Origin of the sequence: Paracoccus sp. ME4, assembly GCF_046736325.1 — a bacterium.
Lineage (GTDB): Bacteria > Pseudomonadota > Alphaproteobacteria > Rhodobacterales > Rhodobacteraceae > Paracoccus.
Genome location: NZ_CP151277.1, coordinates 308,109 through 328,962, shown reverse-complemented (window position 1 = coordinate 328,962; position 20,854 = coordinate 308,109). Strand labels below are relative to the sequence as shown.

Annotated in this window: 17 protein-coding genes; 13 read left to right on the top strand and 4 right to left on the bottom strand. The window is 64.3% G+C overall.

The features are described 5' to 3' along the window. Positions 1-20: 20 nt before the first annotated feature. From AACG61_RS17160 to AACG61_RS17145, 4 genes are read right to left on the bottom strand one after another with little or no spacing between them, the layout of a single operon-like run. A complete protein-coding gene (locus AACG61_RS17160) occupies positions 21-2,603 on the bottom strand; it encodes a DNA topoisomerase (RefSeq protein ID WP_411840127.1) in 2,583 nt (860 codons plus the stop codon). Positions 2,604-2,623: 20 nt separating this feature from the next. Next, a complete protein-coding gene (locus AACG61_RS17155) occupies positions 2,624-3,946 on the bottom strand; it encodes a hypothetical protein (RefSeq protein WP_411839611.1) in 1,323 nt (440 codons plus the stop codon). Positions 3,947-3,957: 11 nt separating this feature from the next. Continuing rightward, positions 3,958-4,386, bottom strand: a complete 429-nt coding sequence (locus AACG61_RS17150) for a hypothetical protein (protein WP_411839610.1) — start codon at positions 4,384-4,386, stop codon at positions 3,958-3,960. A 13-nt stretch (positions 4,387-4,399) separates the two neighbouring features. Further along, positions 4,400-6,673 carry a DEAD/DEAH box helicase gene (locus tag AACG61_RS17145; RefSeq protein ID WP_411839609.1) on the bottom strand — a complete coding sequence of 758 codons (2,274 nt, stop codon included), beginning with the start codon at positions 6,671-6,673 and terminating at the stop codon, positions 4,400-4,402. Positions 6,674-7,019: 346 nt separating this feature from the next. Here AACG61_RS17145 and AACG61_RS17140 point away from each other — a divergent pair, with 346 nt between their 5' ends. The 13 genes from AACG61_RS17140 to AACG61_RS17080 all read left to right on the top strand — a co-directional run bounded on the left by AACG61_RS17140 (position 7,020) and on the right by AACG61_RS17080 (position 20,841). Further along, positions 7,020-8,930: a hypothetical protein gene (locus AACG61_RS17140; RefSeq protein ID WP_411839608.1), complete on the top strand. Its 1,911-nt coding sequence runs from the start codon at positions 7,020-7,022 to the stop codon at positions 8,928-8,930. A gap of 259 nt (positions 8,931-9,189) precedes the next feature. Continuing rightward, positions 9,190-10,332, top strand: a complete 1,143-nt coding sequence (locus AACG61_RS17135) for a hypothetical protein (protein ID WP_411839607.1) — start codon at positions 9,190-9,192, stop codon at positions 10,330-10,332. Between the two features lie 155 nt (positions 10,333-10,487). Then, positions 10,488-11,264, top strand: a complete 777-nt coding sequence (locus tag AACG61_RS17130) for a hypothetical protein (protein ID WP_411839606.1) — start codon at positions 10,488-10,490, stop codon at positions 11,262-11,264. After that, on the top strand, positions 11,261-11,920 hold the full coding sequence (locus tag AACG61_RS17125) for a M15 family metallopeptidase (protein WP_411839605.1): 660 nt from the start codon (positions 11,261-11,263) through the stop codon (positions 11,918-11,920). Before AACG61_RS17130 ends, AACG61_RS17125 begins: the two co-directional genes overlap by 4 nt. 180 nt (positions 11,921-12,100) lie before the next feature. Further along, a complete protein-coding gene (locus tag AACG61_RS17120; RefSeq protein WP_411839604.1) occupies positions 12,101-14,011 on the top strand; it encodes an AAA family ATPase in 1,911 nt (636 codons plus the stop codon). A gap of 52 nt (positions 14,012-14,063) precedes the next feature. Beyond that, positions 14,064-15,254 (top strand): hypothetical protein, encoded by a 1,191-nt coding sequence (locus AACG61_RS17115; RefSeq protein WP_411839603.1) that lies wholly within the window; start codon positions 14,064-14,066, stop codon positions 15,252-15,254. Between the two features lie 189 nt (positions 15,255-15,443). Beyond that, positions 15,444-15,977 (top strand): hypothetical protein, encoded by a 534-nt coding sequence (locus tag AACG61_RS17110; protein ID WP_411839602.1) that lies wholly within the window; start codon positions 15,444-15,446, stop codon positions 15,975-15,977. A gap of 22 nt (positions 15,978-15,999) precedes the next feature. Next, complete coding sequence (locus AACG61_RS17105) at positions 16,000-16,842, top strand: RNA ligase family protein (RefSeq protein ID WP_411839601.1); 843 nt, start codon at positions 16,000-16,002, stop codon at positions 16,840-16,842. After that, positions 16,839-16,991: a hypothetical protein gene (locus AACG61_RS17100; RefSeq protein ID WP_411839600.1), complete on the top strand. Its 153-nt coding sequence runs from the start codon at positions 16,839-16,841 to the stop codon at positions 16,989-16,991. Before AACG61_RS17105 ends, AACG61_RS17100 begins: the two co-directional genes overlap by 4 nt. Beyond that, on the top strand, positions 16,981-17,331 hold the full coding sequence (locus AACG61_RS17095; protein WP_411839599.1) for a hypothetical protein: 351 nt from the start codon (positions 16,981-16,983) through the stop codon (positions 17,329-17,331). The genes AACG61_RS17100 and AACG61_RS17095 overlap by 11 nt, the downstream gene beginning before the upstream one ends. Beyond that, a complete protein-coding gene (locus AACG61_RS17090) occupies positions 17,328-19,058 on the top strand; it encodes an SNF2-related protein (protein ID WP_411839598.1) in 1,731 nt (576 codons plus the stop codon). Before AACG61_RS17095 ends, AACG61_RS17090 begins: the two co-directional genes overlap by 4 nt. 88 nt (positions 19,059-19,146) lie before the next feature. After that, positions 19,147-20,274 (top strand): WGR domain-containing protein, encoded by a 1,128-nt coding sequence (locus tag AACG61_RS17085; RefSeq protein WP_411839597.1) that lies wholly within the window; start codon positions 19,147-19,149, stop codon positions 20,272-20,274. A 135-nt stretch (positions 20,275-20,409) separates the two neighbouring features. Continuing rightward, positions 20,410-20,841: a hypothetical protein gene (locus AACG61_RS17080; RefSeq protein ID WP_411839596.1), complete on the top strand. Its 432-nt coding sequence runs from the start codon at positions 20,410-20,412 to the stop codon at positions 20,839-20,841. The last annotated feature ends 13 nt before the right edge of the window (positions 20,842-20,854 follow it).

Here is a 20,854-nt window from a genome sequence, read left to right as displayed (position 1 = left end):
ACCGCGGCTGCCGAAGAGGATCAGGCCCTCTTCCGCCCGATGCTGCCTCCTGCCTTGCCCATATGACGGCTGATGAATTCCGAGCACGCGGCCCCTGATTTGGAGACCTCGGGCGGGAGCTTCACGTCGTTCTCCTCTGCGAGCCGTTTCGCAAATGCGATCTGCTTTTCGGAAGGCGGACCGGTGTAAGCACCGTTCCGCTGTCCACCCCCGCCGCCGGACCCCTTGTTCGCGTCGATCCATGCCGAGAGTTCCCGACCGTTGGACAGGGCGGCCGCGGGGATGTCCTTGCCCGCCTCCTCGGCGACGCGACGCGCGAAAGCCAGCTGCTTTTCGGACGGAGGATAGGAGCCACCGGGTGAACCGCCTGCGCCGCCCCCGCGGTTGGCGTCGATCCAGGCCGATAGCGCCTTTCCGGATGCGCGCGCCTCTGAGGGAATCTCCTTGCCGGTCTCGCCGGAGATGCGTTCGGCGAATGCCAGCTGTTTGTCGGAGGGCGGAAAGCCCTGCCCCTGCGGCGCATCCGGATCCCGAGGCGGAAGGTTCGCGTTGAGAAACTCACGGCATACGGAGGCATCCGACCCGGCCTTTGCGGGCAGCTTGATGCCCTTTTGCTCCGCGACCTTCTTCGCGAGATCCAGCATCTTCGGGGTTGGACGGCCCGCCTTGCCAATCGCGATCCGCACCGATCCGCCGGTGGCCTTGATCCGCTCGATCTCCGTGCGGGTCTCCAGAAGGATCTTGGTCACCGCATCCTGCGCGGTCATCCTGCCTTTCTCGACCATGTCGAAGATGCTTTCCCAGACCGCGGTGCGGACCGGGTCGACGACGTTCGGACAGACCTCGTGCAGCACCTTGTAGAGTTCCAGCCCGCCCGCTGACGGCATGACGGTCTTGCCCTTCGTCACAAGCTGGCCCTGGTCGAAGAGCCCCTTGATCACGCTGCCCCGCGTCGCCGGCGTGCCGATGCCCTTGGTGGCCTTCAGCTTCACCCTGTGCTCGCCCGGCGGGACCAGGCGCCAGGCCTCCTCCATCATCGTCATCAGCGAGCCTTCATTGTATCGCGCGGGCGGCTTGGTGGTCGAGCTGCGGACCGAGGCGGAGACCACCTTGCCCTTCTCGCCTGGACCCACCTGGGGCAGATCGGGCATGTCGTCCTTGTCGACAACCGCCCTTGATCCGAGAATCTCCTTCCAGCCCAGCACCAGAGGCACGCGACCATTGGCGCGGAAGTCCCAGTTGTGACTTTTCCAGGGAAAGGTCATGTCGATCGTGGTCTGGCGATATTCGAAGTCCGGTGCCAGCGCGGCCAGGTATTGCCGGACGATGACATCGAAGAGCTTCGCCTCGTCCGGTGTCAGGGCGGCCACGGCGGAGGCGAAGCTGTCCGCGGAGTTGACGTTCGGAATGATCGCATAGTGCGACAGACCCTCGAGCTCCTTGTTGGAGAAATGTCCGCTCTTGCCCTTGCGCACGATCGGGCTGGCCAGCAGATGGCCCAGCCCACCATAGCCGGAAAGGCGCAGGAGCGCCGGCACGAGCTTGGGCACGTCGGAGATGTTGTTCTCGGGAAGGTATTTCGCCTCGCCGCGCGGATAGGTGATGATGGTCCGTTCCGAGTAGAGCTTCTGCGCCACTTCGAGCGTCTTGTCGCCCGACCATCCGAACTTCGCGGAACAGGCGGCGGACAGGGCGGTCAGGTTGAACAGCTTCGGGGGTCCCTGCTTCTTCTTTTCGGATCTCGAGCGGAGTTCCCCGGAATACCCCTCGACGGCCGCGGCCAGTCCTTCGGCGATATCCTTCCTCTTGATGCGGTCGGAGACGTTTTCCTGGTCGGCGAGGGCGGCCTGCTCCTCGGTCAGCTCCTCCTGGTCGTCATCCTCCCCAGCCTCCACCGCCTGCTCCTTCAGAAGCGATTTCGGCAGTTTCGAGCAGCTGAGCGTGAGGTCACCGGCCATCACCCGCGTGAGGGCGTGGACCTCGTAGAGGTTTTCCGGCTTGAAGTTCTCGATCTCCAGCTCCCGCTTGCATACGATCCCCAGCACCGGCGTCTTGACGCGGCCGATGCCGATCGCGCCCTTCGTGCCGGGCGCCTTGAGAACCACCGTTCCGGTCCTGGTCAGCGACAGGTTCGAGGTCTGGTCTGCCTGCTCGCGCGCCTGCCCGGCCATGTAGAGGCCGTGGAAATCGGCGTTCGGCCTGAGGTTGGCAAAGGCCTCCTGAAGGGATTTCGGGTCCTCGGCGTTGAAGATGCAGCGGAACACCTCGCCCTTGAACCCGATATGCTCAAGGATCTCGTCCCCGATCAGCTGACCCTCGCGATCGCAGTCGGTGGCGATGATGACGCGCTTGGCGGTGCGCGCCGCATTTCGGATCGCGTCGAGCTTCGCCTTGGTCATGGCAACCGGCTTCTTCTCGTAGAACCTGCCCGGCCAGAGCAGTTCGGGACGCCATTCGCCCGCCCATTCCGAACGGGTCTCATCGGGCTCCTTGAGCGTCAGGATGTGCCCTTGCGCGGGAAGCACCTGGCCATAGCGAGTGCCCACGGCTTTCTGGATCGCTTTTGCTTGCGTCCCTTTTTCGCAAATTACAATCGAAGTCAAAACCTGATCTCCTGGAATCTTCAAGGTGCAGGAGCCGCTTCGGGCTCAAGGTAGATGTAGTCCTCCATCGGGCGGGCACAGTCATCGCCGAACAGCACGTCGAAATTGCCGCAAGGCCTGCCTTCCCCTGTCCGATCGATGAAGCGGTGCATCAGGGAGAAGCGCAGCCCGACGGTGGCCTCCGCCAACGCCTCGGTCGCGTTCATCGCGCAGCCGTAACCGAGAAAGGCCATGCGCCGGAACAGCAGTCCCTCGTCGATCCGTCCCTGAGGGTTGACGTCGCCCATGACGATCTGCTCGGGGCCGCCCGTGTCATCACCCAGCTCCTCGAGCCATTGACGCTCCCCTGCAAGCGCCGCGCCCAACATGGCCGCAAGCTGGGAGCCCACGGTCAGTGTGGCGCCGCAGGCGGCCAGGTCCGAGGCTCGATCCGGCCAGTATTCCGAGATCACCGTGCCGAGGCTGCGGCGGAACAGATCGACCGCCTCGGCCTCCAGCCCATTATCCGGCCATGCAGCCATTACCCGTGACATCAGATCGGTGGGCTGGGTGCCGCCGGCTCCAGGGCCATCCGGTGAGAGCGCCCTGTCCTGGCCATTGCGTTCCAGATACTGCTCCGGCGCGGCCAGCAGCTCAGTCTCGATCTCGGCGAAGCCCTGGGCCCCGGCCGCATCGAACCGACGGGGCCCGAGCGCCCACTCCCCAGCATGCGATGGCACCCCGGACAGCCAACGACTGAGGAGGCGACCGTCCGCCTTGGAGCCGGGTCCGGGCTGCAGAAGCGAGACGAAGTTTGCCGGCGGCAGCGGACGGATAGGACCGTCCGTCTCGTAGAGCGGCGCAGTCAGAGCGGGGATGGCAGTCGCCCTGCCCGCGCCCGACAGAGGCCGCCTGGGCCGATCCATGCCGCCTTGAACCACGGCCCGTGGCGCCGGATCCGGCGCGGCTCGGGGTGTATCCTCGAAAGGATCAAGCATCATTTCTTTTTTCGCATTGTTGGGCGATGCGAATTTCTCTGCGCCGTAGGCGATGCCCCTTGCCGCGGCTTCGGAGGTGAGAGCGGATTCCGTCAGCAGCTCGACCATGTCGCTGCGGACCTTCTCGCGATCCCCCTTCGACGAGAAGGAGTCCTCCTTGAGGCGGCTCCCCGTGAGCGTCGCTCCGAAAATCTTGTCACCGGTGTCATTGCGATCGGGAATGCCGAAAAGCTCACCGGCCTTCGCAATGATGCGTGCCCGGTGTGCGGGATCCGGCACCAGCGGAATGATCTCCGAAAAGCGGATTGCATGATAGGCGCGAGCAATGTGTTCGCGCAGCTCTTCGCGGCGTGCATCGATGTCCATGACCGACCTTCTCAGCTGATGAGCAGCTCCCGGGTCTTTCTCACCCGGATGCCGTGGAATGCCTCGGGACATGCCTCGACGCGGGTCCGGCAGCGCAGCCGCTTTCCGTCACCGAGCTCATGCTCGCCCGAGATCTCGAAGGGCAGACCCTTCAGGAGAGGCTTTGCGAAGCGCTCGAGCTCAGTCTCCTCCGCCTCGAGCAGCAGGTCGTCGACAAGATAGCCCAGCACGCCGGGCCCCTCGGCCGCCATCGCGAAGCTGCCGAGACTCGGCTTCATGCTGAACGAAGCCTGGCTCTCGCGAGCGATCACCAGCCCGAACTCCTCCATGCGCCGCATGAGCTGCATGCCGTTCCACCCGCGGGGCAGGCGGATCGGTCCCACGGTGATCTTGCCGTCCAGGCGAAGCGGCTCGGCCTGTTCGGATGTCGTGTCCTGCATGGTCAATCCTTCGTCAGAGGGGCAGCTCCGGCTGTGCATCATCCACCTTGCGGCGGGACGATGCAAGCGCTGACTGTGATGGTTCAGCGATATTAATTTTCGCATCTCCATCAAACAGATTGCCCTTTTGCTTTTTATCCGAAGCCTTCATGCCGCGGAAACTGAGCGTGTTGATCGACCGCTCGTCGGTCTCCATCTTCGCATGCAGAGCGAGGCCCATGTTCACGTCGAGAGAGTTCGGCACGAACAGATAGCCGATGTCGCATGCCTGCTCCTGCCCGATGCGCCAGATCCGGTCCTCGATCTGGACCATGTTGGAGGCGGACCAATCCGGTTCGACCACCCGCATCCGATAGGCGGCCGTCAGGGTGATGCCCGTGGCGCCCGCAAGCGACATGATGAACAGACGCTTGGACGGGTCCTCCTGAAAGGAGTCGACGAGCGCCTGGCGCTTTGCCGCGGATCCCGAGGAGCCGTCATAGACGATCACCCCGTTCGGGAAGGTCTTCCGCGCGGTCTCTGCCATGATGCGGATGACGTCCTGATGGTGTGCGAACACCACCGTCTTGCGACGCTGGTCCTCAGACAGCTCCTTGTCGGCCTCGAGCTCCTCCACGATGAAGCGGGCGGCGTGCGGGGCCTTGAGAGAGCCCAGATTGCTGCGCACGCGGGCGATCTCGCTGAAATGCGGGCTGCCCGGCTTCAGGCCGGTGATCACGTCGATCACCTCCCTGGCAGGAAGACTGGTGCCGGGCTGGATCTTCTTGCCGGTGATGCGGGCATGGAGTTCGCGCAGGTCCGCCTCGGCCTGCTTCAGCGTCTCCTGGTCTTCCTTCAGCAGACGGAAGGGCATCTCGATCGGAGAGCGGAGCTTCGGAGGCATGTCCGTGTCCCGTTTCATCCGCCGGATGAAGGAGCCGCTTCCCCGAAGCCGCATCTGCAGTTCGAGTTCCCGCATCGGCTTGCCGGGCATCGGAATGATGACCTCGCGGGATTTCCCGTTCTTGTATTTCGAGGGAATCTCCCTCTTGATCAGGATCGGCGGCTCATAGCGATCGACGAAGGCCTGGCGTGCGGCCGGCCCCCTGCCCCACAGATCGGGACGGCTCGACGTCAGGAGCGGCCAGAGTTCGGCGATGCGGTTGGGTTTGGGCGTTCCGGTCAGATGGACGAGCTGGCCATTGGCGCTCATCCCGATCGGACCGAGCCCTTCGAAGCTCTCGAGGTCTCCCAGGATCGCCTGAGTGCGCTGTGCATCGGGGTTCTTGAGGTTGTGGGCCTCGTCCGTGACGATCAGGTCCCATTCGATTTCCCGGATGGCACCGATGTGACGCTTGGCGATATCGTAGTTGATCACCACGATGTCGGTGTCGGGAAACTTGGACCCCTCGGCATGGCCGACGGTCAGCTCCCGGTTGATCTTCCACTTCTCGATCTCGCGGACCCATTTCAGGCGCATGTTCGCCTGGCAGAAGAAGATCGCACGCTTCGCGTCCGGTCGCCCGTTCAGAACGCCGATGCCCTGAATCGTCTTTCCGAGCCCCATGTCGTCGGCAATGATCGCGCCCTGCCCGCTTTCCACGACCCTCTGGATGCCGCCCTTCTGGAACGGCAGGTAGTTGAGACCTTCCGGCGAGGGAATGGCGAAGTCGACCGGGGGATCCTGACTCTTGCTGCGGCTGATGAAGTCAGTCGCACGAGCGAGCGCCTGGGCCAGACGGCCCTTGGCATTCGGGGTCATGAACGTGTCGAGATTGCCGGCGATGAACGGATCGCGGGTCCGGTATGGCCGCGACCCGAACCTCTCGGAAAGCTTCGCCGAGACGGTCTCGACCGGGAGCCATCCCGCACCCTCCAGGAACGAACGGCGCTTCCAGTCGTCCTCGGCGCAGTTTGCGATGAAGTCCTGGGATCCGGCCTCGATGCGCAGTGCGGCAAGTCCCCCGTTGACCTTGCTCGATCGCCCGATGAAATGGTCGAGCCCGTCCTCCCCGCTCCGCTCGCTGACGGATTCACGGATGCGGCGTGCAAGGTCGCGTTTGGGCTGGAAACCGTAGCGGCTCGAGAGAAGCGACGCCAGGTAGACCGGAGGCGCCGCGATGGAGGGGCGGGTCGTCCACACCGAGAAATCGCCCTCGTCGTTCATCGCATTCATGCCGTGCATGAACATGAACCTCTGGATCTTCGTGCTGAACAGTTCCACAGGGCCGCTCGCGACGAGATGCCAGGACGGCCGGTCACCCTCGAACCTCGGGCCCTTCTCCTTGAGATTCAACTGAACCGGCATGATCACTGCTCCTGATTGATGCTTCAAGGATAGGGCAATAATGCGAAATACGAAAGCGATAGGGCGCCACTGTCCACACTGCCGCTTTCCAGCGCCGACGATGAGCGCGCACGGCGCCCGATGCTTCCGCGAGGGTCCGCATGCGGGAAGAAAGTGCGGATAATTCACGCTAGAGAGCGAATTAGGGCTGGACATGCTTTGCGAAACGTGGTGTCCAGATCGTATCCGACGGCGCATTCGCCGGACGGAATGGGGATTTGAAAGCGTCAGGCAGGCCAGTCGCCCACATGAACTGAAAATCACAGCCGCCTGAAAGCCGAACGTGTGAAAATCCAGGAGAGCCTACATGAGCAAGACCGCCGAAACCGCTGAAGACAAGTCCGCCGAATACGGGCACAACTCCGGCCAGCAGAAGCCCATGCTTCCGCTGACATTCGAGATACTCGAAATCACGCCGGAAATGGCCAAGGACATGCTCGCGACCACCGATCGCGGCATCGAGACGAAGGACCAGAAGAAAGCGGTCGACGTCTACGCACAGTCCATGACCAACGGCGCCTGGATCTGCAACGGCATGCCGGTCATCTTCGACGAGGAGGGCAAGCTCCTCGACGGTGTCCTGCGGCTGAATGCGGCGGTTGCCGCAAATACTTCCTTCACCACCTTCGTCGCCCGTAACGTGCGCGCCGACACGCTCCACACCATCGATCAGCATCGCCGTCGCCTCTACCAGGGTGTCCTCGAATCCCGCGGGATCCAGAATGCGGGCTCCGTGGTCCGCCTCATGGGCAAGATGATCCGCATCGAGAATGGCGATTTCGGCATGGCGGAGCTCCCGATCAGCTGGAGCCGCTACGACCGTGTGCTCGATGCGAACCCGGAACTGCAGCAGGCCAGCCAGATCGCCAACAACACCCGTGGCAGCGCTCTGCACTCGACCGCACGCCCCGCCCTCGCCTTCATGGCGATCAAGGCCGGGAAGCTGCATGAGCTGCACAACTTCCTGCGCGAGCTCGGACCGAACCACACCCAGGGCTTCGACTGCCCGCCGCGCATGCTGGCCATGCAGTTCGCCCTCCTGAAGGACGGCGGCAAGGGCTATGACACGGATACGGCCCTTGCAATGTCCATCCTGGCCTTCAACGACTACGTCAAGGGGCGCAAGGCGACCACCTACTACACATGGGAGCCGGATTACGGCGGGGTGCCCGTCTCCAATGGCAAGCCGACCAACCGCACCGAGCTTCGCGAGAAGGCCCCGCGCAACTTGGGCCTGCCGCTCGTGGATGGCTATCCGGGCCTGCGCGACGGCGCGTTCGACGTCAGCTCGACGACGGACGAGTTCGGCGGCAAGACCAACGACACGCTGGTGGCCGGCGTCCTCTCGGGCCAGGGCAACGAAGACGTCCGCATGATGACCGTCACGCCGGACATGGCGCGTGAGTGGATGCAGTGGAACACCGGGAACCGGAAGATCCAGCAGAGCCATATCCAGGCCATCAAGCGCGACATCATCGCCGGAAACTGGATGATGAATGCCCAGCCCATCTGCTTCACGGCCGACCCGAACAACCCTCCGAAGGGCGAGACGCCGCGCCTGCTGAACGGCCAGCACCGGCTTCACGCCATCATCGCGGCCGACCTGCCGGTCGAGATCCCGATCGCCATCGGGATCCCTGAGGAGGCATTTGCCACCTACGACATCCACGCAAAGCGCAGCTCGATCGAGCCGGGCCGCAACCGGGTCGATGCGCGTGTCGTCAGCGCGGCAGCACGCCTGCAGTGGAAGGAGGACAACGGCTATCAGCTGATCGGCGGCAAGGAAGGCAGTCCGACCGCCAGCGAGCTGATGGACATCGTCCGCAAGCACCCCGGCCTGGAAGAGGCCTTCCCGCTGTCGCGGCGCAAGGGGCTGGTCGAGATCGCAACATCCGGCGTTCTCACCTACTTCATCTACCGCATCACCCGGGAGAATGCGGCTCTGGCCGAGGAATTCCTGCGCGGCCTCGAGACCGGTGCGGAGCTGAAGTCCGGCAACCCGATCCTCGGTCTGCGCAAGATGCTGGCCGAAGACCGTGACAACAGCCGCCGCGGCGAGATCCTGAACGCCCTGCTCGAAGGCTGGGGCGCCTACCAGGACTGGAGCGACGGCAAGGGCGGCAAAGCCAAGGCAAAGTCGAAGGCGAAGCAGGCCGCCGCATCGGATGACGACGCCGAGGAAGGCGACGAGGCCCAGGGGGAGATGTTCGTCTCGTGATCGCGCACTGAAGCTCTCTGGATCCGATACTGGGCGAGCCTCGTGCTCGCCCTTTTTATGTTTTGGGCCTTCGACATTTTCCCGGCCTGTAGGGCGCGAACCACCTGGACGATAGGCGACGGCCCGGGTGTGCTGTCCGGACACAGAATGGGGCAGACCTTCAACCTCCTCTTCCTTTTCAATATAATGCGAAAATCTATATTGAATGATCGAGATGAATACTCCATTATCCTGACACACGGATTAGCAGGAGAATGTCATGTCCCAAGGGCGCGCCGTCTTGAAGGCGATCACGAACCGTGACTACCGCAAGCAGGTCGAAACCCTGCTCGATGCTGGCTGGAGTGCTTCACGAACAGGGAAGAACCACTTCCGTCTATCGCATCCTCTGGCGCATAGGGATGTGATCACATCGGGCACCCCGAGCGACCACAGGGCGGCCGAGAACCTGAAGTCCCAATGCCGCCGCGCCTTGCAAATGCCTGCCGGCGACATGGCTCTCGTCCAACCGTTCGCATGCGCACAGATGCCGAAGATCGTCGAAGAGGCTCGCGCGCACCGCAAGCCCCGTTGGAACGATGACGATCGCATGAGCAGGAAGGCCCGTCGGGAGAACGTCGTGGCGGCGCCGGCCACCGCTCCGGGATGCTTTCCGATCCGGGCCGAAAGGCCGGAGCTTTCGAACCTGGACGACAAGGTCAGGGAGGCCATTCTGGCCGAGGCGTTTGCCCGGGAGGCCGCCACTCAGTCAGTGCCCGTCGAACATTCCGGCCATGATATTGCGAATAACGATAACGGTTTTAAGGAAAACGAAGACATGCCCAAGCTCATCACGAACGCAGCCTCCAAGACCGCAGCACCCATCCTGTCCCTCGTGACCGATGCTGCCGGGGCGGCGACCGAACCTGCAGCGGTGAACACCCCCGAAGTGCCGGCCGGCGCGCTGCCGCGCCTGGATGCCGACCTTCTCGCCGTGGCGATGAGGGTCCTGTCGGGCGAGTTGCGCGGCATCGCAATCACGCCCGACATGGTCGGCAAGACGCTGGTGCTGGGCGCCGAGGCCTGGATCGTCGATGGGACCATTCCCACGATGCGGGCCCCGATTGCCGCGGAGGCGCGCACGGGTGCCGACCGTTCCCATGGCGCGAGCACCGCGCCCGCATTTTCGAGTGATGAGCCGGCCATGCTTGCGCTGCGCGAGGCGCTCGAAACCTTCAAGGGAACCTGGCTCCGGTTGTCCGACATCCTTTCGCTGATCCCCAAGGCCGACGACGCCACGGAACGTTCGCACAAGGAGAACGCGCGTCGTCGTCTCAACCATCTCACCGCCATCGGCCAGGTCGTCCGCAAGCAGTCGGGAACCTCGACCAGGTCCGCCATGCTCTACTGCATCGCGTCATGATCCCCACCACCTCCGAACGACACTTGAAAGGGCGCCAGCGGCGCCCTTTCTTACAAGTGCGAATAGGAAAGGTGGCTTTGCAACTGTGCTGATTGTTGCGTTTTCATCTTCTGTCCGTATCATGTCCAACATTTCCAGGCAGGAACCCGGACACAATGACGAAGATCGGTCTCGCTCTCGCGGCAATGCTCGCAACCTCCGCACAGGTCATGGCACAGGAAGCCACTCAAAGCCTTCAGGGCGACATCGTGGCCATGGTCGAGGACTTCGTCGGCGACCCCGCCCATGCAGATGCCATCGAGACCTGGCTGGACATGGATCGTGATGGGGTCGAGGAGGCGCTCGTCTCCCTGCCGGTCGACACGGATGGCCTGATCGAATGGCATGTCTTTGGCGGCAGGCACGGACGCGCCACGGATCTGCTGGCCTGGTCGTCGCGGACCCTCGAGGTCATCGAGCAGCCGAGGGCCCGGGACGCTGATGGACGCCCGATGGACGGCAGCGACCTGACCCTCATCATCGCGGACGGAATCACCTTCAAGCGGCTCCCCTACAGCATCACCCCGATCGAGGACTTTTTCTCCCGGAACGGGATCCGTCAACGGCCGGCGACTGCGGCGGAACTGGCCCTGCTCGAGGAGCTCGGATACCCGAACTTGAGCATGGAAAGCGCCCAAGCGCTCACCGGAGACTTCCTGGCTCACCCCGGTCGGGAGCGCCTGTTCAGCCTCAATGCGGAATACATGATGGGAGAGGACGGCACCTATCCCTATTTGCTGATCGGCGCTGACGACACGGTCATCTCGGAGGGGCGCTCGGCCTTCCATCCCTGGATCTACCGCGATGACCGCAACGGCGTTCAGCTCGTCGAACGCTCAAATGACGGGTTGTCCCTCCTCCTGCTCGAACCCGCAAAGGATGCAGGCCAATGATGCGCGCCTCGATACTCGCCGCGGCTCTCTGCGGAGTTCTGATCACGCCCGTCCACGCGCTCGGATCATGCGGATCCACGCCGGTCGGGAACAACGCCGGACCCGGCAATCTCTATGGCGGCGGGGCCTCCGACGAATCCATCAACGGGCTGGACCCGGAATTCCAGAACAATCTTTCGCGCCTCATCGCTGATGCGAATGAGCGTTTCGGAGGAACGATGTCGATCTATTCCGGATATCGGTCGCCGGAGAGGCAGGCGGAGTTGTGGGCGGAGGCGCTCGAGCGATACGGAAGCGAGGCGGAGGCACGCAAATGGGTCGCCCCGCCGGGGAACTCCCAGCACAACCGCGGAATGGCGGCCGACATGGCCTGGAATGGCCAGACCATTCATTACGGCAGCCCGATTTCCGACTGGCTCACCGCAAATCTTGGAAACTACGGGCTAACCCGCCCGCTGAGCAACGAGGGCTGGCATATCGAGCCGGTCGGCGCGCGCGGCGGAACGGGCGCCGGATCGGGGTCAGGCTCCGGAACGAGCCCCGGCGGCCCGGGCGCGCCCTGCAGCGGAGACACGGTCCAGGATCTTCCCGAGGTCTTCCTCATGCCGTGGATTTCCGCGTATCCGGTGGCCCCCATCATGCCGGGAACCTACTGAGACAGCTTTACAGAAAAAACGGCTTACTATATAATATTTCACATATGCCGGCCCTGTCCGAAGTCACCTCCCGCACAGGGAGGCCGCTCCTTCGCGCACCCGCCTGAGGGTGCTCGGAGGAGATGGCATGTTGATTGACCGTCTGAGGGCCTTTTTCCGTCGCTCACTGGATTTCATACGATGAACAAGAAGATTCGCCGACGCATTCTGTTCGCGGCATCTGCGGCCGTATTGCTGGCCGCCGGTGTCTTCGGCCCTGCCCTCCTCGCGCCGGAGGAACCGGTCTGGTCGGAAAGGGCCCGTGTCGAGGGCGAGAGCATCTCATATAGCGAGATGCGCAAGAAAATCCTGGATTCCGGTCGCGAGGATCGGGTCATGATCTATTCCGACATGATCGTCTTCGAGGATCGCCAATCCTCCCCGGTTGATGCCGGGTCCGTCGCGGCATCAGCCGATGCCGCTCCCGGGGACCCTGCAGCTGGCGAGGGGTCCGTGCCCATCGCCAGCGACCCGACATCCGATCGGACCGCGACCTCCCTGATCGATGGGTCGGAACGCTTTTCAGCCCTGATCAGCTACGGCGTGATCGGAGGTGAGGCGGGAACGTTTGACGGAGCGCAGGCGGAGATCTTCTACGGCGACGCGCAGGACGGCGGCATGACCGTCGCATCCGCCGTGAACACGTCCATGAGCATGGTCTTTCTGGGCATCTTCCTCTTTCTCGCCTTTCGCATGTTGGGCGGGGATCGCGGCGGCGCTGCCAGCATCGTCGATCCGAAGGAGCTCAAGGAAGGTCTCGACGACATCGCGGGCCTCGACACGGCCAGGGCCCAGGCCCGCGAAATGATCGATCTCATCCGTAATGACGGGCGCATCGGCAAGATCGGGGCGCGTCCTCCTAAGGGAATCCTTCTCTCCGGCCCGCCGGGCAACGGCAAAACGCTGCTCGCGCGGGCCATGGCGCGTGACGCCGGGCTGAGCTTCATGTCACTGGACGCGTCCGGATTGCACCAGACATTCGTCGGTGTCGGTCCGTCACGGGTCCGCAAGGCCTTCAAGAAGGCCCGCGAGAATGCGCCCTGCATCATCTTCATCGACGAGATCGACGCGATCGGCGCACGCGGGACCGGAAATGGCGGCTCGGTCGAGAAGGAGCGCGACAATCTGATCAACGCCCTCCTCGTCCAGATGGATGGGCTCAGCCCGGATAGCGGCATCTTCGTCGTGGCCGCCACCAACCGGCCGGACCAGCTGGATCCGGCGCTGATCCGCCCGGGCCGCATCGATCGCCGCATCACGGTGTCGCTGCCTGACATGCGGGGGCGCGAAGCCATCCTGCGCCTCCACGCGATGCGGCTGCCCCTCGGTGGCGATGTGGATCTTGCCCGGATCGCCGCGACGACACCGGGCATGTCAGGTGCCGATCTGGCGGCCCTCTGCAACGAGGCCGGGATCGCCGCGGGCCGTGATGGGACCGACAAGGTCATGGCAGCGCATTTCGCCCAGGCACGGCAGCGGCTGATGCTCGGGGACACCGCCAGCGGAATGATCCTCTCGGAGGCGGAACGCGAGATCATCGCCTGGCACGAGGCCGGGCACGCGGTCGCGGCGGTCCTTTCACCCAACTCGGATCCGGTCGAGCATGCGACCATCCTGCCCAGCGGCAGCGCTCTCGGCCATGTCCTCCAGGTTCCGGAGGCGGATCGCAATCTGGAGACCCGGTCCCGGCTCATGTCGCGCATGCTGGTCCTCGCCGCGGGGCGGGCCGCCGAGGAGTTGCGTTTCGGGGCCGATAACGTGACGAATGGTGCCGCATCCGACATCGCGGCACTGACCGACATCGCCACCGGCATGGTCACGAAATGGGGTATGGGCCCGCACGGGTTCCTGCGGGTGACGCCGGCCATGGGCACGGATTTCCCGCCGGCCGTTCTGGACGAGATCCGCACCATCGCCAATGGCGCGAAGGCGGAGGCGTTGCGGCTGCTCCAGGACAACGAGGCGGCCTTGGGCGCGGTGGCGGGTGCCCTGCTCGAGCGCGACACGCTCCCGGCCGAGGAGATCCGACACCTGGTCGCGACGGCAGCCTGATATTTTCACCCAGATGTGCGAATGTTGAAACTGAACAGAGGAACGAACGCACATGCCGCTCTCCAGCTACCCCATCCTGACCGAGAACATGCGCCCTGCCCGTGTGGACAAGGCCCGTGCCGCCATTGCCGATCTCGAAGACGGTCTCGCGCGCGGAGAGATCCAGAACGCGGTCTACCTGCGAGCCAAGGAGATGATCGGCCGGGCCGTCGAGGAGGCCTGGGACAAGGCGGTCATTGAGCGGTTCATCCATAACAGGGACCATCAGCCGGCAGACGAGACCGAGGCCGGACTGCTGCGTGAGGTGGGCTATGCTTCCCGCCCTGCCCCGCATACCATGAAGGCGTTGCGGCGGAAGACGGACCTCCTCGGCGACACGGTCGCGGGGACCGCGATCACCGGTTTCCTTTCGGAGATCGACCCGCTCATGAAGCAGATCGCCCGTGGCAAGGAGATCGCGGTGAAGCGCCTGACCGGCGATGCGGCACGCGAGGCCCGCGCGGCGGCATCGCCGCTTGCCGCCGTCTCCGCGCCGGTCCTCAGGCGCGTCGAGGGCATCATGCGGGACCTGACCGCCGCCGTGCGTGAGAAGATGGTTGCGCAGCTCGACGAGCGCGGGTCGAGAATTCTCGAGAAATACCTGAAGGAACAGGATGCGTTCCTCGCCGAACCGCAGACGGGGCGATCCTTGGCCCGGGGTTACGGCCCGGTCGAGTTCTCCACCCGCATCGGCGGCGGCAAATCGGTCCCGGACATCCGAATGCTGATCGACGCGCTCGTGACGTCAACGAGGGAGACCCCGGGTCGCACCCGATACGCGAGACGCCCCGATCACCAGGAGCGCCTCCACAAGCTGAGCCAGGAGCGCGTCGAGGAGATCTGCGCGGCGTTCATCCAGCGCAACATGTCGAAGCTCGCTCCGATCTTCGACGCAAAGGGCGGTAATCCGGAGCTGGTGGTGGTCGGGAACCGCATCAATCCGGCGGGGATGGAGGCGGATCTCCGCGCGAGCTTCGAGGATGGCTCCTCCTTCGACATCCGGACCTCCGTCGTCTGGTCACAGAACCAGTTCGGGACTGTCTATGCCCGCTACCCGGTCACCTTCCATGACGTGACCCTCCCCGACGGGTCCAGGATGGGAACCCCGTCCGAAGCCCGGATGCAGGAGATCTTCGTCACCGTTCCAGCCTCGCCGCAGCCTGATGGCGGACATGAAGAGGACATGGACGAGCCTGGATTCTAGGCCACCTTGAGAGTGAGAAATCCGGATTACTGTTGACCCTGATCCCTGCGCATTGTAAATTTGCGAATATTCATTTCGGAAGGGGTTGAAACGATGGGCTTGCAGCTTCCGCAGATCAGGGGTGAAAATCTGATCATCGCGATCTCCGCCTCCAGCAGCGCGTCGCTGCTGCTTTACGGAGAGAAGGACATGTCGGAGGCGATCGATGTGGATGCACATGAGGTCATCGAGATCCTCGAGCCTGGCTACTGCCTGATCGAGATGCCGGATCGGGGGAGATTCATCGCGCGGATGCAATCGGGCAGCGTCACCGGGCCGATGCGCATCATGCAGATCGAGGAATTCGACGTCGACGCATTGCAGGCCAATCCCGTCCCGACCAGCAAGGCACTGGCCATCGTCCCTGGCGAGACCCTCAAGGAGGTCCGCACGCCTGTCGAGGGTTCGGCACCGCGCGCCGTCCTGCTGCGCGCCGTGCTTCCGGCAGGCTCGGTCCTCATGGGCGCGGCGCTTCTCGTCGCCGGCATTGGTGGCGACATCACGTCCCACGAGGCGATGATCGCCTGCGCGCTCGGCGCGGCAAACCTGGCCTTCGGCACTGTCATCGCGCTGATCGGCCTGCGGCGCCGCGCCGGGTCGCCCTCGCGTCCCGGCGTTGCCGAGCGCGCGGCCGAGGCTCGCAAGCGTCGCGCATCGCCACCCGGCGGTGCGGTCCCGGCCTGAACCCGATCGAAAGGGGTCCGAGATGGACATGGAAATCATCCGCTATCCGAGGACCCCGCATCTTGAAGGGTCGAAGCTCCAGCCCGGCGACAGCGCGGATGGCCAGATGACCATTGCCGCGATCAGGGCCGCCTGGCCGGACGCGACCTGGGTCAGCGAAGAGAAGCTTGATGGCGCCAACTGCGCCACCTTCTTCTCGCCGCGCCTGGATCTGATGCAGCAGTCCCGTGGGCATGTCCTCAACGGGGGTGCGCGCGAGGCGCAGTTCAACATCTTCAAGCAATGGGGGCGGGCCACCGAGGCGGATCTGCTCGATCGGCTCGAGGACCGCTACCGGCTCTATGGTGAGTGGTGCTTCGCCAAGCACACGCAGTTCTACGACGCGATGCCCCATTACCTGCACGAGTTCGACATCTACGACACGAGGGAACGGATCTGGCTTTCGACCCGGCGTCGTCATGCGTTGCTCGATGGGCTGCCCCTGATCTCCGTCCCGGTGATCGGCACCGAATGGCCCAAGGACCGCAAGGCGCTGCATGCTCAGGTGGGGCCATCGGTCTACCGGACCGAGAACTGGCGGGAGAATTTGGCCATTGCCGCCGAGGCCGCGGGTGTCCGCCCTGAACAGGCTCTCCACGAAGCCGGCGCCGACAGGAAGGATGCCGACCTGGCCGAGGGCATCTACGTGAAGATCGAGGATGCCGACCAGGTCCTTGCACGCTTCAAATACGTTCGTGCCGGCTTCCTGCAGGCGATCCTGGACAGCGGCACCCATTGGCATGCCCGCCCGATCATCCAGAACGGACTCCTGCCCGGTGCGGAACTCTTCTCGCGAGCCGAAGCCTCTTTCGGCATCTCCACATGACGCCACGTGAGGTTGTCGAGGCGCTTTACCAGGCGGATCTGAAGCAGATCGAGGAGGATCGCCGCCTGGCGCTTGCCGAGGCCCGCCGACTGCGGAGTGTTCGCCTCGAAGATATCCTGGACGAAGAGAGCCTTTCCCATGACGCCTGAGATGATCGTCGACCTCATCGAGAATGCCCGGGTGGACCTGTCCACGGAAGCGCTGGCGCAGCGTGGCCTCGCCCGGGTGTTTGCGGACGCGGGGATCGAGGCCTTGGCCGAGGTCCGCTTGAGCCCGCGGGACCGGATCGACTTCATGATCGGGCGGATCGGCCTCGAGGTGAAGATCGGCCACTCGCGACGGGCGATCCTTCGCCAGCTCGAACGCTATGCGAGATCCGATGAGGTGGACACGCTGATCCTTGTGACCTCGGCTGCTTTTCCTTCGCTGAACCCGCCGATCGACGGCAAGGATCTGCATGTCGCGTCGTTGTCGCGGGGCTGGCTGTGAACGGCCGCCTCGATTTCCGCGCCGGCAGCTGGACGGTATCGGAGCTGCCGGGCCATATCTCGCTGCGATTCAAGCAGATCTTCACCGGCATCCCGGTCGGCAGCGTGCCGCCCTTCAAGCTGAAGGACACGCCTGACCGGGCCACGGATCTCGACTGGTTCATGCAGCGCTATCCGCTGGAGATGAGCCCCGCCGCGCGCAAGCGGCTCGACGGCTCCGTCGCCGATTACCGCCACTCCCAGGAGCAGCTGGCGCGGCTCCTGAACTCGACCTACCAGCCCGCGGAGATCGGCGGGATCCGCGCGCCGGAGAAGGCGGACCCTCACCAGCTGCGTGCCGCGGAGCTGATCCGCACTGCCGGTCGCCTGCTGCTCCTCGATGACGTAGGCCTGGGAAAGACCCTGTCGTCCCTGGCGGCGATCGCGGATGGCTGGGGGCTTCCGGCGGCCATCGTGGTCCAGCCGCATGTCGCGGACCAGTGGCAGGCGGCGATCGAGCGCTTCACGCATCTGCGCGCGGTCCAGATCAAGACGACGAAGCCCCACACGCTGGATCCGCACGACATCTACATCTTCCGCTACACCAACCTGGCAGGATGGGCGGACATGTTTCCGGCGCTCGGGCTTTCGACGGTCATCTTCGACGAGATCCAGGAGTTGCGCCACGGCTCGGACACAGCCAAGGGCCGTGCTGCCAAGGCGCTCATCGCGGCCTGCGACCACCATGTGGGGCTGACCGCCACGCCGATCTACAATTACGGCGACGAGATCTTCACGGTCGTGGAATACGTGGCGCCCGGCTGCCTGGGCACACGCGAGGAGTTCCGCATCAACTGGTGCCGGATGCAGGGAACCCACTGGATCGTGAAGGATCCGGAGGCGCTCGGCGCCTTCCTTCAGGCGGAGGGCATCGCGCTGCGCCGCACCGAGGACGACCCGGAGGTGGCCCAGTCCGTTCCCAAGCTCAAGCGTGCCCTGTTTCAGGTCGCGTGGAACGACGGAGATGTGGAGACGGATCGCGAATTGCAGCGCCGTCTCGCCCAGCGCGTCCTGACCGGCAGTTTCACGCAGCGCGGCCAGGCCGCGCGCGAGCTGGACATCCTGCTGCGCCAGGAGACCGGCATCGCCAAGGCCAGGGCCGTGGCGGCCTATGTGCGCAACCTGGTCGAGAACGGCGAGCAGGTGATCCTCGGCGGCTGGCACCGCGAGGTCTACCGGATCTGGCAGGAGGCCCTGTCGGATCTGCGCGTCGTCATGTTCACAGGCTCCGAATCCCAGAAGCAGAAGAGGGATGCCAAGAACGCCATCATGAACGGCGAGGCGGATGTGATCATCATCTCGCTCAGGTCCGGCGCGGGGCTCGACGGACTGCAGTTCCGCATCCGGCATGTGATCTTCGGGGAGCTGGACTGGTCCCCGGAGGTCCATAAGCAGCTTGTGGGCCGCGCGCGCCGCCGCGGCCAGTCCCGCGCGGTCACCGCCCACTACCTCTGGACGGATGGCGGCTCGGACCCGGTCATCATGGGCATGCTGGGACTGAAGGCCTCGCAGGCGGACGGCATCCTCAATCCCTTCGCCGGGGATGCCCGGCAGGCGCCCGAGCCTGCGGATGAGAACCGCATGCGGGAGATGGCCCGGGCGATCCTCGATCGACCGGAGCCCGCCCCCTCACCCGTTCCGCCCTCCCCATACGAGAACCCGGACTTCGATCAGGTCGAATGGGTGTAAACGGACTTAGGTAATAGTTTTTCGCATTGTCGTTTTTCTTCAGCGTGTCTATGATGCGAATAATCCAATCGCACGCAGCAAGGAAAGCATGATGTCGATCGTCGTATCCCAGATCTCCCTGTTCCTGACCGAGGGATCCTCGGACAAGGTCTACAACGTCCAGCTCTGCCAGGAGGCTGACGGCTACGCGGTCCGCGCCCAGAATGGACGCCGCGGCAAGGCGCTGAGGGACCAGGTCAAGGGAACCGCAATGTCCGAGGCGGATGCGCGAGAGGTCTACGACAAGCTGGTCGCGTCCAAGGTCAAGGGCGGCTACACCGATCAGGAGAGCGGCGTCGCCTTCTCCTCGGCGATGAATGCCGACACGCCCACCGGCTGGGTGCCTCAGCTGCTCAACGAGATCTCCCCCGCGGAGGCGGCCGCACTGGGTGATGACTGGCTGTTCCAGGAGAAGCACGACGGCGAGCGCCGCGGGCTGATCTTCGACGAGGGGCGCATCGTCTTCGCCAACCGCAAAGGCCTGGAGACCGGCATCCAGCAGCCCATCGCGGATGCCTTCACCCGCCTCACCGAGGTTGTGGGCGGCCGTCTGATCCTGGATGCGGAGGACATGGGAGATCATGTGGTGATCTTCGACGTGCCCGCGCATTTCATGATCCAGGAGGGGACGTTCCGCGAGCGTGCGTCGATCCTGGCTCATCTGGAGAAGACCATCACCAACCTGGGTCTCGGCGGGCAGCTGCGCGTCGATGTCCCGGTCCCGGCCTCGGAGTTCTTCGCCGGAGGCGAAGCCCTGCTGCGCGAGGGCAATGCGGAGGGCTTCGTGGCCCGCAAGGCCGACAGCCTCTACACGGTCGGCCGCCCGGCCTCGGGCGGCAATGCGTTGAAGGTGAAATACTGGGCGGACATCACCTGTCGCGTGGCCGCGGGCCGGATCGGAAAGAGCTCGGTCGCCATCGAGCTGCTCGACGAGGCCGGTGACTGGACCCCGGTTGGCAACGTCACGATCAATGGGGCGCCCATGCCGGAGGTGGGCAGCCTGATCGACGTGAAGTATCTCTACGCCTACAAGGGCGGATCGCTGTTCCAGCCGACCTATCTTCGCCCGCGCACCGATCTGGACGCATCCGAATGCCGCATCGACCGGCTGAAGATGAAGCGCGTCCCGGACGCGCCCGCCCCCGCGCCCGAGGACGAGATGAGCCCGGGCATGTGACCCTGCATTCCCGCCCGTTCCGGTCGCCAGACCGGGGCGGGAGGATTGCCGATCCTATTTCAGCATTTCGCACTTTTGAAATACCTTGCCGCGAGGAGCGCGTCGTGCCTCCCTTACGTGCAAGGAACCGGATCCATGCGTCTCGAAGAGCTTCGCGCCCTCTCGCCATCCATCATCGCGGCTGCCCAGTCCGAACTGGATGCCTGGCAGCAGGATGAGGAGGGCATGGACGAGAAGCTGGGCAGCGGCGGCGCCTGTCAGGAGATCTCCGATGCGATCGCACGCATCATCGGCGGGGCCGGCGGCACGACGGCCGAGATCTTCACGGAATTCGACGGAGGCCATGTGTTCCTCATGGCGCACCTCGATGAGGGCGCGTTCAGCGTCGACATTCCACCCTTCGTCTATGAATACGGCGCGGGCTACAGCTGGACCAAACGCGAAGGGGTCCGTCTTTCGCCTGACGATCTGGTGATCCAGAAGCTCGAGGATCCCATGAGCGAGGCAGCGTTCCTGCGCCGCTATACGGAAGACGGTGATACCTTCGCGGCGTCATGCGAAATATAGAGTTTTATGGCCC

Bases quoted from the DNA above. Each gene is read 5' to 3' on its own strand.
- AACG61_RS17120 (WP_411839604.1), top strand. From the start codon at position 12,101: ATGAACAAGAAGATTCGCCGACGCATTCTGTTCGCGGCATCTGCGGCC.
- AACG61_RS17150 (WP_411839610.1), bottom strand. From the start codon at position 4,386: ATGCAGGACACGACATCCGAACAGGCCGAGCCGCTTCGCCTGGACGGC.
- AACG61_RS17080 (WP_411839596.1), top strand. From the start codon at position 20,410: ATGCGTCTCGAAGAGCTTCGCGCCCTCTCGCCATCCATCATCGCGGCT.
- AACG61_RS17105 (WP_411839601.1), top strand. From the start codon at position 16,000: ATGGACATGGAAATCATCCGCTATCCGAGGACCCCGCATCTTGAAGGG.
- AACG61_RS17085 (WP_411839597.1), top strand. From the start codon at position 19,147: ATGATGTCGATCGTCGTATCCCAGATCTCCCTGTTCCTGACCGAGGGA.
- AACG61_RS17130 (WP_411839606.1), top strand. From the start codon at position 10,488: ATGACGAAGATCGGTCTCGCTCTCGCGGCAATGCTCGCAACCTCCGCA.
- AACG61_RS17115 (WP_411839603.1), top strand. From the start codon at position 14,064: ATGCCGCTCTCCAGCTACCCCATCCTGACCGAGAACATGCGCCCTGCC.
- AACG61_RS17095 (WP_411839599.1), top strand. From the start codon at position 16,981: ATGACGCCTGAGATGATCGTCGACCTCATCGAGAATGCCCGGGTGGAC.
- AACG61_RS17135 (WP_411839607.1), top strand. From the start codon at position 9,190: ATGTCCCAAGGGCGCGCCGTCTTGAAGGCGATCACGAACCGTGACTAC.
- AACG61_RS17110 (WP_411839602.1), top strand. From the start codon at position 15,444: ATGTCGGAGGCGATCGATGTGGATGCACATGAGGTCATCGAGATCCTC.
- AACG61_RS17125 (WP_411839605.1), top strand. From the start codon at position 11,261: ATGATGCGCGCCTCGATACTCGCCGCGGCTCTCTGCGGAGTTCTGATC.
- AACG61_RS17145 (WP_411839609.1), bottom strand. From the start codon at position 6,673: ATGCCGGTTCAGTTGAATCTCAAGGAGAAGGGCCCGAGGTTCGAGGGT.
- AACG61_RS17140 (WP_411839608.1), top strand. From the start codon at position 7,020: ATGAGCAAGACCGCCGAAACCGCTGAAGACAAGTCCGCCGAATACGGG.
- AACG61_RS17100 (WP_411839600.1), top strand. From the start codon at position 16,839: ATGACGCCACGTGAGGTTGTCGAGGCGCTTTACCAGGCGGATCTGAAG.
- AACG61_RS17155 (WP_411839611.1), bottom strand. From the start codon at position 3,946: ATGGACATCGATGCACGCCGCGAAGAGCTGCGCGAACACATTGCTCGC.